This is a genomic window from Streptomyces sp. NPDC090021 (genome assembly GCF_044748225.1).
In the GTDB taxonomy this organism is placed as follows: domain Bacteria; phylum Actinomycetota; class Actinomycetes; order Streptomycetales; family Streptomycetaceae; genus Streptomyces.
This window is the reverse complement of the sequence record NZ_JBIVFO010000064.1, coordinates 16,181-29,223: the sequence shown is the minus strand read 5'-3', so window position 1 is coordinate 29,223 and position 13,043 is coordinate 16,181. Positions and strand designations below refer to the sequence as shown.

Annotated in this window: 13 protein-coding genes; 3 read left to right on the top strand and 10 right to left on the bottom strand. The window is 72.4% G+C overall.

Annotation, left to right across the window (positions count from 1 at the left end; translation table 11 throughout):
* Positions 1–1,020: 1,020 nt before the first annotated feature.
* The gene (locus ACIPXC_RS33115; protein ID WP_401625669.1) at positions 1,021–1,161 is read left to right on the top strand and encodes a hypothetical protein; all 141 of its coding nucleotides are present in this window, start codon (positions 1,021–1,023) and stop codon (positions 1,159–1,161) included.
* A 21-nt stretch (positions 1,162–1,182) separates the two neighbouring features.
* On the opposite strand, the gene ACIPXC_RS33110 is transcribed toward ACIPXC_RS33115, so the two are convergent.
* The 5 genes from ACIPXC_RS33110 to ACIPXC_RS33090 form a co-directional block, all read right to left on the bottom strand.
* Positions 1,183–2,355: an acyl-CoA dehydrogenase gene (locus ACIPXC_RS33110; protein ID WP_401625666.1), complete on the bottom strand. Its 1,173-nt coding sequence runs from the start codon at positions 2,353–2,355 to the stop codon at positions 1,183–1,185.
* A 147-nt stretch (positions 2,356–2,502) separates the two neighbouring features.
* Positions 2,503–3,192: a TetR/AcrR family transcriptional regulator gene (locus ACIPXC_RS33105; protein WP_401625663.1), complete on the bottom strand. Its 690-nt coding sequence runs from the start codon at positions 3,190–3,192 to the stop codon at positions 2,503–2,505.
* 57 nt (positions 3,193–3,249) lie between these two features.
* Positions 3,250–3,402 (bottom strand): SCO1431 family membrane protein, encoded by a 153-nt coding sequence (locus ACIPXC_RS33100; RefSeq protein ID WP_401625660.1) that lies wholly within the window; start codon positions 3,400–3,402, stop codon positions 3,250–3,252.
* Positions 3,403–3,560: 158 nt separating this feature from the next.
* Positions 3,561–3,992, bottom strand: coding sequence for an SPW repeat protein (locus ACIPXC_RS33095; RefSeq protein ID WP_401625657.1), 432 nt, complete (start codon positions 3,990–3,992; stop codon positions 3,561–3,563).
* Positions 3,993–4,088: 96 nt separating this feature from the next.
* A complete protein-coding gene (locus ACIPXC_RS33090) occupies positions 4,089–5,456 on the bottom strand; it encodes a peptidase C39 family protein (RefSeq protein WP_401625654.1) in 1,368 nt (455 codons plus the stop codon).
* A gap of 110 nt (positions 5,457–5,566) precedes the next feature.
* On the opposite strand from ACIPXC_RS33090, the gene ACIPXC_RS33085 reads away from it, so the two are divergent.
* Both ACIPXC_RS33085 and ACIPXC_RS33080 read left to right on the top strand, forming a co-directional pair.
* Positions 5,567–6,202: a uridine kinase gene (locus tag ACIPXC_RS33085; protein WP_401625651.1), complete on the top strand. Its 636-nt coding sequence runs from the start codon at positions 5,567–5,569 to the stop codon at positions 6,200–6,202.
* A 388-nt stretch (positions 6,203–6,590) separates the two neighbouring features.
* Positions 6,591–8,525 carry an AAA family ATPase gene (locus ACIPXC_RS33080; RefSeq protein ID WP_401625648.1) on the top strand — a complete coding sequence of 645 codons (1,935 nt, stop codon included), beginning with the start codon at positions 6,591–6,593 and terminating at the stop codon, positions 8,523–8,525.
* 90 nt (positions 8,526–8,615) lie between these two features.
* On the opposite strand, the gene ACIPXC_RS33075 is transcribed toward ACIPXC_RS33080, so the two are convergent.
* From ACIPXC_RS33075 to ACIPXC_RS33055, 5 genes are all read right to left on the bottom strand, one after another.
* Entirely contained in the window at positions 8,616–9,659 is a 1,044-nt protein-coding gene (locus ACIPXC_RS33075; protein WP_401625645.1) for a hemolysin family protein, read from the bottom strand.
* Positions 9,656–11,086 (bottom strand): hemolysin family protein, encoded by a 1,431-nt coding sequence (locus tag ACIPXC_RS33070; RefSeq protein WP_401625642.1) that lies wholly within the window; start codon positions 11,084–11,086, stop codon positions 9,656–9,658. The genes ACIPXC_RS33075 and ACIPXC_RS33070 overlap by 4 nt, the downstream gene beginning before the upstream one ends.
* A gap of 198 nt (positions 11,087–11,284) precedes the next feature.
* Complete coding sequence (locus ACIPXC_RS33065) at positions 11,285–11,749, bottom strand: PH domain-containing protein (protein WP_401625639.1); 465 nt, start codon at positions 11,747–11,749, stop codon at positions 11,285–11,287.
* Positions 11,750–11,813: 64 nt separating this feature from the next.
* On the bottom strand, positions 11,814–12,662 hold the full coding sequence (hisG, locus tag ACIPXC_RS33060) for an ATP phosphoribosyltransferase (protein WP_046780303.1): 849 nt from the start codon (positions 12,660–12,662) through the stop codon (positions 11,814–11,816).
* Between the two features lie 68 nt (positions 12,663–12,730).
* Positions 12,731–13,012: a phosphoribosyl-ATP diphosphatase gene (locus ACIPXC_RS33055; protein WP_030028827.1), complete on the bottom strand. Its 282-nt coding sequence runs from the start codon at positions 13,010–13,012 to the stop codon at positions 12,731–12,733.
* Positions 13,013–13,043: the final 31 nt, after the last annotated feature.

Below are 13,043 nucleotides of genomic sequence, written 5' to 3'. Positions count from 1 at the left end.
GCCAACCAGGCAGCGACCGAACAAGTGAACCTGAAACCACGTCAACCCGCCATGACCAGCTAGTCAGCCACTCCCGCACAGCGGGGGAACTTCAGTCAGCGGGTTTCGACGGATCGGATCTACCGGCCTGCACGGGAGCAATCCATGTTTGATCGCATTCGAACCGTTGAAAGCACTGCTCGCGCAGAATTCGTCAAAGAATGGTCGCAGGAGCCGATACCCGGCTGGCCCACGCCAGGAAAAGCCCCCGGACCTGAAGAGGCATCGCCCGTCCGCAAGAAGCCATCCGGGCGTCTGCGGCTCACGGCCAGCCCCGGAAAGCCTGCGGACGCGTGATCGAGAAGCGCGTAGCGATCGATGGCGGCCCATGCCCAACCCAAGAGGCCTGCCCACGCCGTCAGACCGAAGCGCGAAGCGATTGGGGGCGGCTTATGTCCAGCCCAAGAGGCTCGCAGACGCCTTCCGGGCAGGAGCGCGTAGCGATTGGGGGCGCTCCGGGCTTCGCCCGGGCAGGGCACCGCCTCGTCTGTGTCTTTCTGCTCCCGGCCCGTTCCTTTGGGGGTTTCCCGGCAGTCTTTCGGCTTTCCGGGGCGGGTCGGTCGGTCAAGGGTGGCCGTAGGCCATCGCAACGCGACGCGACGCAGGAGCGCCCTTGAGGGACCGGCCCGAACCGGAGAGACGATGGGACTGACGGGAAACCCCCATACGCGACTCTGATGCCGCCCGAGCGGATCCGCTCACCCCCACCACCCCGCCGCCTCACACCCCCGCTCTCGCAGGCCCCGCCCCCACACCACCGCCGCGCCTTTCGCTCCGCCCCCGTTGACCCGTCCTGACCCGCCTTGACCCGTCGAACGGATACGCGTACGGCGGGGGCGATTACCCGTGGCTTCGGTCCGGCGTTGGCCCGGCATGAGCACGCTTCAGTCTTCAACGGGCCGAAGGCGCCGCCCGATGTCCTCCGGTTTCGAAGAATCGGTTCAGCGCCCTCTTGGACGTGAGCCGCACCGTGAGCAGCAGGTGCCCGATCCGCCGATCTACCGCGACCTGCTGGCCCGCTGGGCGGACGCCGGCCGTACCCTGCCCGGCCGGCGGGACCCGGAGTGGTCGCGCCTCACGTCCTCTCCGGTCTGGCCTCCCACCGGCAGCGGGCTGTACTGACCCGTCCCGCGGCGGACCGCGTCAGCGCGTCTCGGGCCCGGCCAGGTGGCGGGCGATGACCATGCGCTGGATCTGGTTGGTGCCCTCGACGATCTGGAGCACCTTCGCCTCGCGCATCAGGCGCTCGACGGGGAAGTCCGCGGTGTAGCCGTAGCCGCCGAGGACCTGCACCGCGTCCGTGGTGACGGCCATCGCCGCATCCGTGCAGAACAGCTTGGCCATGGCCGCCTGCCGGGAGAACGGCTTGCCCGCGTCCCGCAGCCGCGCCGCGGCGAGGTACAGCGCCCGGCCGGCCTCGATCCTGGTGGCCATGTCGGCCAGCATGAAGCGCAGCCCCTGGAAGTCCGCGATGGGGTGACCGAACTGCTTGCGGTCCAGCGCGTAGGCGAGGGCCTCGTCCAGTGCCGCCTGGGCGACACCGACGGCGCAGGCCGCGATGCCCAGCCGGCCCGCGTCGAGCGCGGCCAGGGCGATGGAGAAGCCCTGGCCCTCCTCGCCGATGCGGCGGGAGTCCGGTACGCGTACGCCGTCGAAGTGCAGCTGGGCGGTGGGCGAGCCCTTCATGCCCATCTTCTTCTCGGGCACGGCCGCCGTCAGGCCCTCCGCGTCCCCGGGGACGAGGAAGGCGGTGATGCCCTTGGGGCCCTCGACGCCGGTGCGGGCGAGGACGGTGTAGAAGTCGGCGACCCCGCCGTGGGTGATCCAGGCCTTGGTGCCGGTGATGACCCAGTCGTCGCCGTCGCGGACCGCCTTGGTGGTCAGCGAGGCGGCGTCGGAGCCGGCGGCGGGCTCGGAGAGGCAGTAGGCGCCCAGCAGGCCGCCGCCGAGCATCGCGGGCAGGTGGGCGGCCTGCTGCTCCTTGGTGCCGTAGCCGCCGAGGCCGTGGCAGGCGAGGGAGTGCACGCTGACGCCGAGACCGACGGTCAGGCGGGCCGCGGCCAGCTCCTCCAGGACCTGGAGGTAGACCTCGTACGGCTGGTCGCCGCCGCCGTGCTCACCGGGGTACGGGAGGCCGAGCAGCCCGGCCTCGGAGAGCAGCGTGAAGACCTCGCGGGGGAAGCGCCCGGAGTCCTCCTCCTCGGCGGCCCGGGGGCGGATCTCGCGCTGGGCGATCTCGCGTACGAGGGCGAGGAGGTCGCGGGACTCCTCGGTGGGCAGCTGTCGGTCCACCGGCTGCGGGGCGCGGTCTGTCATGGCGGCGCTCTCCTCCCTGGTCGGGCACGGCGGCGGCGCGTGAGGTGTGGGACGCGTCGCCGGATCTCGGGCTCTGTACAGCCGGTGCTGCCCTCCCGGGTCACGGAAGAGGCTGTTCAGCGGCTGCGGCGGCTTGAGTATGCCCGATCAGGGGCTTCCCGTCACCGGGGCAAGATCACCGACCGTTTCGAACGGCTCTTCGCCAGGGGGAGGTGCCGGACACTCCGGGGCGAACTCCTCGATCACCGCCAATGTCGCGCGCAGCTGGCGTACCAGCAGGGCTCCGAGCCGGGCGCGTCCGGGCCGGTCCGGGGCGCTCGGCCCGCCGATCCATTCCAGGGTGGTGCCTTCGACCGCGGAGAGCCAGCCCACGAGGGCGAGACGGGCGATCGGCGGGAGCGTGCGGCGCCCGTACGCGCCTTCGGCGATGGCGGCGAGCAGTTCCTCGCGCACGGCGTCGCGGATGGCGAGCACCTCGGCGTCGCAGCCGACGCCTCCGGTGACGATGGTGCGGTAGGCGGCGTGGTGGTGCTCGGCGTACTCGAGGTAGCCGTCGATGGTGCGGCTCAGCCGCTCGGCCTGCGGGAGGCCGGTGTCGCCGCCGGCGCGGGCGACGAGTTCGGCCATGGAGTCCTCGACGATGGCGAGGTAGTAGCCGCGCTTGCTGTTGAAGTAGTAGTAGATCAGCCCTTTGGCGACGCCGGCCTGTTTGGCGATGTCGTCCATGCAGAGCGTGTCGTAGGAGGTGTCGGCGAACAACTTGCGCCCGATGGCTATGAGTTCGGCCCTGCGCACCTGCGAGCGTCCGGTCGCTCCACGCTGTTGACTATTGTTCAAATTTCGGCCCCAGCCATCGAACTGCCACAGGATGGCCGAAGTATGGCAGACCGGGCGTCAGAACCAGCCGACCTGGGTGACGAACATGGCCACGACGACCACGAGGGTCCAGCCGAGTACGTGCTCCAGCCAGGAGGAGTCCTCCTTGGGGCCCCCGGTACGGACGAGGTTCCCGGAGGGCGCGGTCGGGGCGGCGGTGTCTGCGGTCATGGTGTCCAATGTGCCAGCGTTCGCGGCTTTCGCGGTAGGTGCGGCGATGGAGACGAGGGTCACTGGTGGCGCGCGTCACGCCGCCGGGCCCCGGCCGCTCCGGCTGGTGCGCGGTGCGGTCGGGGCCCGGCTGCCGTTTCCTCTCGGGCGGGTTCCGGTCAGACCCGGGTCTCCCCTCTGCGGCCGGCCATGGCCGCCATCGCGAGGCCGAGGCACAGGGCGACGGCGCCGGCGATCACGTTGCTGACCACCGCGCGCGTGGCGTCCATCTCACCGGCGATGGCCCACGGGGCGATGATCGTCCAGGCTCCCAGGGCGACCGCTGTCCACGCCATCGCGTGGGTGCGCTCGTAGGCGGAGCCCAGGCCGCCCATGCACAGACAGAACGCCAGGCCGACGATCAGGTTGTTGATCGCCAACGGGATCAGGACGCCGAATCCCGCGATCCACGGAGAGGCGGCCAGGTATATGCCGGTGATCAGGGCCAGCGCTTCGACGGCCTGAGCCCGGGGAGTGGTGGTCACCCGCTCGAACCGGGTGCGCATCTCGGCGAGGTCCGGGTGATGCTCGATGCTGGGGTGGGTGGTCATGGCGGGCCGCCTCCTACGAGAAGCCTTTATGTGCCATTTACCCCATAATGTTCCGCCTTCGCGGGCTTCCTGGTCAACGGGTAATTTCGCACTTCTTCACAGCACACCGACGGCCCGCAGGGCCCGGACCTGGCCCGGTGCCGGCAGGGCGGGCGCGTAGAGGTAGCAGACCCCGCCGCTCCCGGAGGCGGTCTTCCCGGCGGCGGCCGTGCGCTTGGTGCGCAGCCAGACGGTCTCCCATTCCGCCCGCCGGTAGACCCGGCGCACGGACGGGTTGTCGCGGGCGTGGGGGTCGTTGACGACCACGTCCCCCTCGGCCGTGAAGCCGACGACGGTCATCAGGTGGCCGGCCGTGCCGTAGCCGGCTCCCGTGAGCTCCTCGGCGCGGAACGACGTGGAGGTGATGACGGGGAGGCCGGCCCTCACCACGGTCTCCAGGTCGGTCAGGGAGGCCAGGCGGGTGACGACCCCGGCGAGGCCGCTGTAGGTGGCGGCGTAGGCGGCGTTGAAGGACCAGTTGCCGCAGCCCCTGTAGGCGGCGTCGTAGGTGGAGCGGGCGGCGTGGCAGACCTGCGGGTCGGAGTAGGAGGGGTCCACCCAGGCCAGGGCCGCGGGGTCGGCCCTGCGGCCGAAGTACTCGATGACCATCTGGGAGGAGGTGGGGCTGCACCAGGCCTCGCCACCGTTGTCGTACTCGGGGTAGCGCCCGGTGTGGGTCTGCTGCGAGTAGCGCGGGACCGCGAGCTCGTGGGCGGTGCCGGAGGGGCGGGAGGCGGGGACCGTGAACCGGGCGGGGACGTCCGAGGCCATCGCGCCCGCCAGCCACACCGTCGGGCCGGTGCCGGCGCCGGGCCGCCGGTGGAGGGTGAGGCGCAGCTGCCAGCCGGCGATGCGCAGGCCGCCGGCCGCGGCGGGCGCGTCGACCGCGAGGGTGTCGGTCCAGACAGTGGACCGGCCGTCGGTCTGGCCGTCCACCGAGGTGCGCCGGATGTCCGTGTCACCGGAGGCCCAGCGGCCCATCACGTACCAGGGGCCGGTGGCGCCGTCGGTGTAGGTGGCGCGCAGCTCGACCTGGATCCAGGTGCCGGCCGGGGTGCGGGCGTTCCAGGAGGTGACGACCTCGGTGGCGGGCACCGTGGAGCCGTGCACCGGGGAGGTCCAGGTGGCGTACTCCCAGGTGCTCTTGCGCCCGGTGTGCGGGTCGGCGTACTCGGTGCGGCCGACGGCCGTACGGATCTCCAGGCCCGGGCGGGTGCCGGCGACGGCGGTGGTGCCCCGGTGGGTGCCCGCCCGCCAGTGGCCGTACGAGAACCAGAAGCGGTTGTCGACGGTGGGGCCCTGCGCGCGCGGGGTCCCGGCGGCGGCGGCCGGGGAGCCGCCGCCCGGGATCGAGGCGGCGGTGGCCGCGGTGGCGACCGCGAGCGCGGCGACGAGTACGGCCCTGCGTGGCGTGGGTGCGGTCATCGCGTGGTCCCCCCGGGGTGGGTCGGCGCTTGGGTGGTGTCACCCTTCCAGGTTCCCGACGGGTGCGGGCCCAAGCCACGGGTCGTGTCGGGCCTGTCTACGCTGGTCGGGTGGATCCGCAGCCGTCACTCGCGTCACTCGCCCGGGAGCTCGCCGTCCTGCCCGCCTCGCTCGGGCCGGTGCGCCTGATCGGGATCGACGGGCACGCCGGATCCGGGAAGAGCACCTTCGCGGGACGCCTCGCCGAGGCGCTGGGCGGGGCACCCGTGCTGCACCTGGACGACGTGGCCAGCCATGCGGAGCTGTTCGGCTGGGAGGAGCGGCTGCGCGTCCAGGTGCTGGAGCCGCTCGCGGACGGCCGGCCCGCGCACTGGGCGCCGTACGACTGGGTGGAGCGCCGCTTCGGACCGGAGCGGGTGCTTCAGCCGGCGCCGGTGCTGCTGCTGGAGGGGGTCGGCGCGGGTCGGCGGGCGCTGCGCCCGCACCTGGCACGGCTGTTGTGGATGGAGACCCCGCGGGCGGAATCCTGGCTGCGGGGGCGCGAACGGGACGGGCGTGAACTCTCCGGCTTCTGGGACGGATGGGAGCGCGCGGAGCACGCGCACTTCTCCAGTGACCCTTCGCGCCCCTTCGCCGACACTCTGGTGCGCCAGAGCAGTACGGGATACGAGTGGTCTTCCGGGACCGGAGCGACGGCGGAAGACCCGGCTTCCCTCACTGACGGTGACGAACTCCCCCGGGCCTGATCCGCCCCGGATTTCCGCCCGGCCGGGCCGGCGCCGACCCGCTTGACCTGGGGACCGGGGCGGCCTTACGTTCTCAATGCGGGGCCTTCACCGGTCGCCGCGCACACGAGGCCCCCGGTTGTTCCCCCGTGATCGGGGGCTTCGTTCTGCCCGCGGGCCCCTCCGCAAGGGTGCCGCGTGAGGCACACGCACCCCCGACGTTCACGCTGTGTCACCTCCGGCGTGCCGGGCCCGCTCCCGAACCGGACCCGCCGCACCCTACGTAAGGTGCGAAAGCGCAGGTACGATGCAGCCCTGATTTCAGCGACGCCAGGCGGGGGCACCGGTACAACTCGCGCGCTCGGAGCGGGGGTTGCCGCGCACCACGGGCAGGCTTGTGGGGGACGTGATGGATTTCGCCACGCCGGGCAGCATGCACGCCCCGGCCGAACTCGCCTGGCTGCGGGGGGTGGACGCCTGCACCATGGGCGCCTACCCGCAGGCCGAGGAGGAGTTCCGGACGGCCGTGCGGCTCGACCCCTCGATGGCCGACGCGTGGCTGGGCCTGCACGCCCTCCGCGTCGACACGGGCAACGCGTTATTGCGGATGTACGCGCACCGGGACCGTTTCGGCGAGCAGCGGGCCCGGCACCGCAGGACCCTGAACTCCTGGTACTGGCTGGGCTGGTGGGTGCAGCCGGTGCTGGAGAACCGGCGGGACCTGCTGCTCGCCCACGCCTCGCACTGGCTGGACGGCCGCCACGTCCCCGAGCTCGACCAGGCCCTCGCCGCGCTGCCCCCGGTGGACACCGACCCGCAGGTGCGGTTCCTGCACGCCTGCCGGGCCTACCTGGTCAAGGACTGGGAGCAGCTGGTCCGGCACACCGAGCCGCTGGTGAACGATCCGCTGCTGGGCATCGAGGCGGGCCTGTTCGGCGGGATGGCGCGGGTCCGGCTGGAGATGTACGGGCAGGCGGAGCCGCTGCTGTCGGCGGCACTGATGCGCTGCCGCAGCGAGCAGCCGCAGCGCAAGGAGCTGCGGTACTGGCTGGCGCGGGCCCACGAGGGGACGGGCCGCAGCGCGGCGGCGCTGCCGCTGTACCGGGCGGTACACCGGGTGGATCCCTCCTTCATGGACACGGCGGCCCGGCTGACGGCCATCGAGGACGGTGACGACACCGACGGCATGGCCGATCTGGCGGGCCTGGCAGGGTACTCCGGGTACGGCGGCTACGCGGCGCACGGCCCGTCCCCGGCCGGCGGGGACTTCGCGGCGGTGGCCCTGGGGGGCGTCCCCCTGAGCGGCGGGCCCGTCCAGGACCTCGCCGCGGACGGTCAGGCGGGGCTCGATCCGCTGGCTCCGCCCCCTCCTCCGCCCGGCCGGACGGAGGGCGTACGACGCAAGGCGCCCGTCCCGCCGCAGGGCTCGGCGGACGGGCTGCCGGCCGGGCCGTCGGACCCGGCGGCGCTGGCGGAGGCGCTGGCGGAGCTGGAACGGATGGTGGGCCTGGAGCCGGTCAAGCGGCAGGTGAAGGCGCTCTCCGCGCAGTTGCACATGGCGCGGCTGCGGGCGGGTCAGGGGCTGCCGGTGCAGCCGCCGAAGCGGCACTTCGTGTTCTCCGGCCCGTCCGGTACCGGCAAGACCACGGTGGCGCGGATCCTGGGCCGGGTCTTCTACGCGCTGGGCCTGCTCGGCGGTGACCATCTCGTCGAGGCGCAACGGGCCGATCTGGTGGGCGAGTTCCTGGGTCAGACCGCGGTGAAGGCCAACGAGCTGATCGATTCGGCGATCGGCGGGGTGCTGTTCGTGGACGAGGCGTACTCGCTGTCGAACACCGGCTACAGCAAGGGTGACGCGTACGGCGACGAGGCCCTGCAGGTGCTCCTCAAACGGGCCGAGGACAACCGGGACCACCTGGTGGTGATCCTGGCCGGATATCCGGCCGGGATGGACCGGCTGCTGGCGGCCAACCCGGGGCTGTCGTCGCGGTTCACCACGCGGGTGGACTTCCCCAGCTACCGGCCGCCCGAGCTGACCGCGATCGGCGGTGTCCTGGCGGAGGCCAACGGGGACCGGTGGGACGAGGAGGCCGTGGAGGAGCTGCGCAGCATCAGCGGGCACGTGGTGGAGCAGGGCTGGATCGACGAGCTCGGCAACGGCCGCTTCCTGCGCACCCTGTACGAGAAGAGCTGCGCGTACCGGGACCTGCGGCTGGCGGGCTTCGCGGGCGAGCCGTCGCGTGACGACCTGGCGACCCTGCGGCTGCCGGACCTGATGCAGGCCTACGGGGAGGTCCTGTCGGGCCGCGGCCCCCAGGAGCGCCCGGAGCCGCCGGCCCTGTAGGGGGCCGGCGGCTCCGGGCGGGGCCGGTGACTCCGGGGAGGACCGGTGCGGGGCCGCAGCGCCGGTGTGCGGCCGCTGCGGCCCGCTCGGCTACGGGCGGCCCGCCGGGACCCGGTGCGCCGGGTCGCGGACCTCGCCGACCAGCATTTCCAGGACGTCCTCCAGGGTGACCAGGCCGAGGACCCGCCCGCTCTGGTCGGCGACCTGGGCCAGGTGGGTGGCGTCCCGGCGCATGACGCCGAGGGCGTCGTCCAGTGGGACGGTGGCGCACAGCGTGGTCATACGCCGCCATACCCGCTGGGGCACGGCGCGTTCCCGGTCCTCCAGGTCCAGTACGTCCTTGACGTGCAGGTAGCCCATGAAGGCGCCGCTGTCGGCACGGACGGGGAACCGGGAGTAGCCGGTGCGCACGGTCAGCTGTTCGATCTGCCTCGGGGTGACGGCCGGGCCGACGGTGACCAGGCGGTCCCGGTCGAGGAGGACGTCGGTGACGGGGCGGCTGCCCAGTTCCAGGGCGTCCTCCAGCCGTTCCTGCTCGACCTGCTCCAGGAGCCCGGCCTGCCGGGAGTCCTTGAGGAGCCGGCCCAGCTGGGTGGAGGTGTAGGCGGCCTCGACCTCGTCCTTGGGTTCGACCTTGAAGACCTTCAGGACGACCTTGGCGCAGGCGCCCAGCGCGGTGGTGACCGGCCCGCACAGGCGGGCGAAGGCGACCAGGCCGGGGCTGAACCACAGGGCCGTCTTCTCGGGGGCGGCCATGGCGAGGTTCTTGGGGACCATCTCGCCGATGACCAGGTGCAGGAAGACCACGGCGGCGAGCGCGAGGGCGTAGCCGAGGGGGTGGATCAGGCCCTGCGGGACGTGGACGGCGTGGAAGACGGGCTCCAGGAGCCGGGCCACGGTGGGTTCGGCGACCGCGCCCAGGGTGAGGGAGCAGATGGTGATGCCGAACTGTGCGGCGGCCATCATGCGGGGCAGGTTCTCCAGGCCGTGGAGCACCTGGCGGGCCCGCTTGGACTCGGCCGCGAGGGGCTCGATCTGGCTGCGCCGTACGGAGACGAGTGCGAACTCGGCGCCGACGAAGAAGCCGTTGGCGAGGACCAGGAGCAGCGCGAAGACGAGTTGGAGCGCGTTCACCGGGCGGCGCCTTCCAGCGCGGCCGGCTGTGGGGCGGCGTCAGCGCGGCGGCCGGAGCCGGGCACGGGGGCGCCGGTGGGGCCCGCGGCCTGCCGGTAGGGGCCCGCGGCGGGTACGGCCGTCATCCGGACCAGCCGGACGCGTTCCGCCCGGTTGCGGCCGACCCTGCGGACGGACAGCTTCCAGCCGGGGAGGTCGGCGCGGTCACCGGGGGCGGGGATCCGGCCGAGGAGGTCGGCGACGAGGCCGGCGACGGTCTCGTAGGGGCCCTCGGGGACCTCCAGGCCTATCCGGCGCAGGGTCTGCACACGGCAGCTGCCGTCGGCCTCCCAGGAGGGGCGGCCGTCCTCGGCGGGCACGGCGGCGAGTTCGGGGGTCTCGTCCTCTGCGAGGTCGTGCTCGTCGCGGACCTCCCCCACGAGTTCCTCCACGATGTCCTCCAGGGTGACGACGCCGGCGGTGCCGCCGTACTCGTCGACGACCACGGCCATGGGCTGTTCGCTGCGCAGCCGCTCCAGCAGCGGCTGCACGGGCAGGGAGCCGGGCACCAGCAGCGGGGGGACGCAGATCCGGCCGACGCTGATGCGGTCGCGCTCGGACTCGGCGACGGCGAGGGCGTCCTTGAGGTGGACCACGCCGGTGATCTCGTCGATGCGTTCGCGGTAGACCGGGAAGCGGGACAGTCCCGTGGCGCGGGTCAGGTTCAGTACGTCGGCCGCGGTGGCCGTCTGCTGGAGGGCGCTGACCTTCACCCGGGGGGTCATGACGTGCTGGGCCGTCAGCTCGCCCAGCGACAGGGTCCGCACGAAGAGGTCCGCGGTGTCCTGTTCGAGGGCGCCGGCCTGGGCCGAATGGCGGACCAGGGAGACGAGTTCGCCCGGGGTGCGGGCGGAGGCCATCTCCTCGGTGGGCTCCACGCCGAGGGCCCGTACGAGCCGGTTGGCGACGGCGTTGAGGCCGGCGATGACGGGCCGGAAGACACGTGAGAAGGCGTTCTGGGGGCCGGCGACGAAGCGGGCCACCTGGAGGGGCCTGGAGACCGCCCAGTTCTTCGGGACGAGCTCGCCGACGACCATCTGGACGGCGGAGGCGAGCAGCATGCCGATGACGACGGCGACGCCGGATGCGGCTCCCGCGGGGAGGCCGGTCGCGGAGAGCGGCCCGGCCAGCAGTGCGGCGAGGGCGGGCTCGGCGAGCATGCCGACCACGAGGGAGGTGATGGTGATGCCGAGCTGGGTGCCGGAGAGCTGGAAGGACAGCTCCCGCAGGGCCTTGACGACCGTGCGGGCACGGCGGTCTCCGTCGGCTGCGGCGCGCTCGGCCTCGGGGCGTTCCACGGTGACGAGGCCGAATTCGGCCGCCACGAAGAATCCGTTGGCGAGGATCAGGGCGAATGCCGCCGCGAGCAGGAGTAGCGGGATGGTCATGCCGCCGCCTCCGTGGGGAGGGCGGCGCGGATACTACCGGACGATCCGTCCATTGCTGGAGGGAGTCACTCCTTGAGTTGCAGGGGCCCGCGGGCCTCGGGTCCCGGGGCCGGTGGGAGGGCGCACGGCTGCGCCTCGCACAAGGGTAGTCACTGGGATCGCGGCCGCAACGGTACGCAGCGGCGAGGATCGGTGCGGTCAGTGGTCGTTCGTGCCGGTTCCGCGGATTTCGGCGAGGGTCCGCAGGGCGCGCGCGTCGTTGATGGCCTGCTGCCTGGCCACGCCCGGCTGGATGCCGAGCACGGGCAGGCTGGTGCCGTCGCTGAGGTCCAGGAACACCCACGGGTCGCCGGGGCGGAGGTTGACCCGGAGGATCTCGGCCCAGGCCAGGCGGCGGGTGTTGGTGAGGTTGACGACGGTGACGCCTTCCTCGTCGGCGACCACCTTGGGGCGGCTGAGCAGGACGAGGACGGAGGTCAGCAGGACGGCGGTGAAGACGAAGCTGATGCGCTCACCCGGCTGGAGGCGTTCCAGCATCACGGCGATCGCCGTGATGGTGGCGAACATGGCGAGCCCGACGCCCAGCAGGACGGCCCGGGTGCGGGTCGGCCGGAAGGTGACCGGCAGGGTGGGCGGTGCGGGCGGGGCGGCGGACTCGGCCATGGTGCGTTGCCTTCTGGGGTGGCGTACGGGTGAGGGGCGGCGTGCCGGTCGGGCACGCGGCTCCTCAGAGGCGGCAGGCGTGGATCGAGGTGGTGAGGATCGCGCGTGCGCCGAGTTCGTACAGGTCGTCCATGATGCGCTGGGCCTCCTTGGCGGGAACCATGGCGCGGACCGCGACCCAGCCCTCGTTGTGCAGGGGGGAGACGGTCGGCGACTCCAGGCCCGGGGTGAGGGCGACCGCGCGCTCCAGGTGCTCGGCGCGGCAGTCGTAGTCCATCATCACGTAGCTGCGGGCCACGAGGACGCCCTGCAGGCGGCGCAGGAACTGCTGGACCTGCGGGTCGGCGGCGTCGGCGCCGTTGCCGCGGATGACGACGGCCTCGGAGGTGAGGATCGGCTCGCCGATGACCTCCAGGCCGGCGTTGCGCAGGCTGGTGCCGGTCTCGACGACGTCCGCGATGATCTGGGCGACGCCGAGCTGGATGGCGGTCTCGACCGCGCCGTCGAGGTGCACGACGGAGGCGTCGATGCCCTGGTCGGCGAGGTGCTTGGCGACGATTCCCTCGTACGAGGTGGCGATCGTCATTCCGGTGAAGTCCTCGGGCCCCTTCGCCGTGCCGGGGGTGGTGGCGTAGCGGAAGGTGGAACGGCCGAAGTTCAGCGGGAGGATCTCCTCGGCGCTGGCGCCGGAGTCGAGCAGCAGGTCGCGGCCGGTGATGCCGATGTCGAGCTTGCCCGAGGAGACGTAGATCGCGATGTCCTTGGGGCGGAGGTAGAAGAACTCCACCTCGTTCTCGGGGTCGACGACCACGAGTTCCTTGGACTCCTTGCGCATCCGGTAGCCGGCCTCATGGAGCATCGCCGACGCCGGTCCGGAGAGTGAACCCTTGTTGGGGACGGCGATGCGCAGCATGGGGCTTCCTTTGAGGCGTGGTGTGCGGGGTGTGCGTGCGTGTGAACGGGCGGGTGAGCGGGGTGTGCTCAGAGGTGCGCGTAGACGTCGTCGAGGGAGATCCCGCGCGCGACCATCATCACCTGGACGTGGTACAGCAGCTGGGAGATCTCCTCGGCGGCGGCTTCCTTGCCCTCGTACTCGGCGGCCATCCAGACCTCGGCGGCCTCCTCGACGACCTTCTTGCCGATGGCATGGACGCCCTTGTGGACGAGCTCGGCGGTGCGGGAGGTGCTGGGGTCGCCTTCGACGGCCTTGTGCTGGAGCTCGGTGAAGAGCTCTTCGAAGGTCTTGGAGGGTTTGTTCGCCATGATGTCCTTAGAGTACGGGCTCACCCGGGTG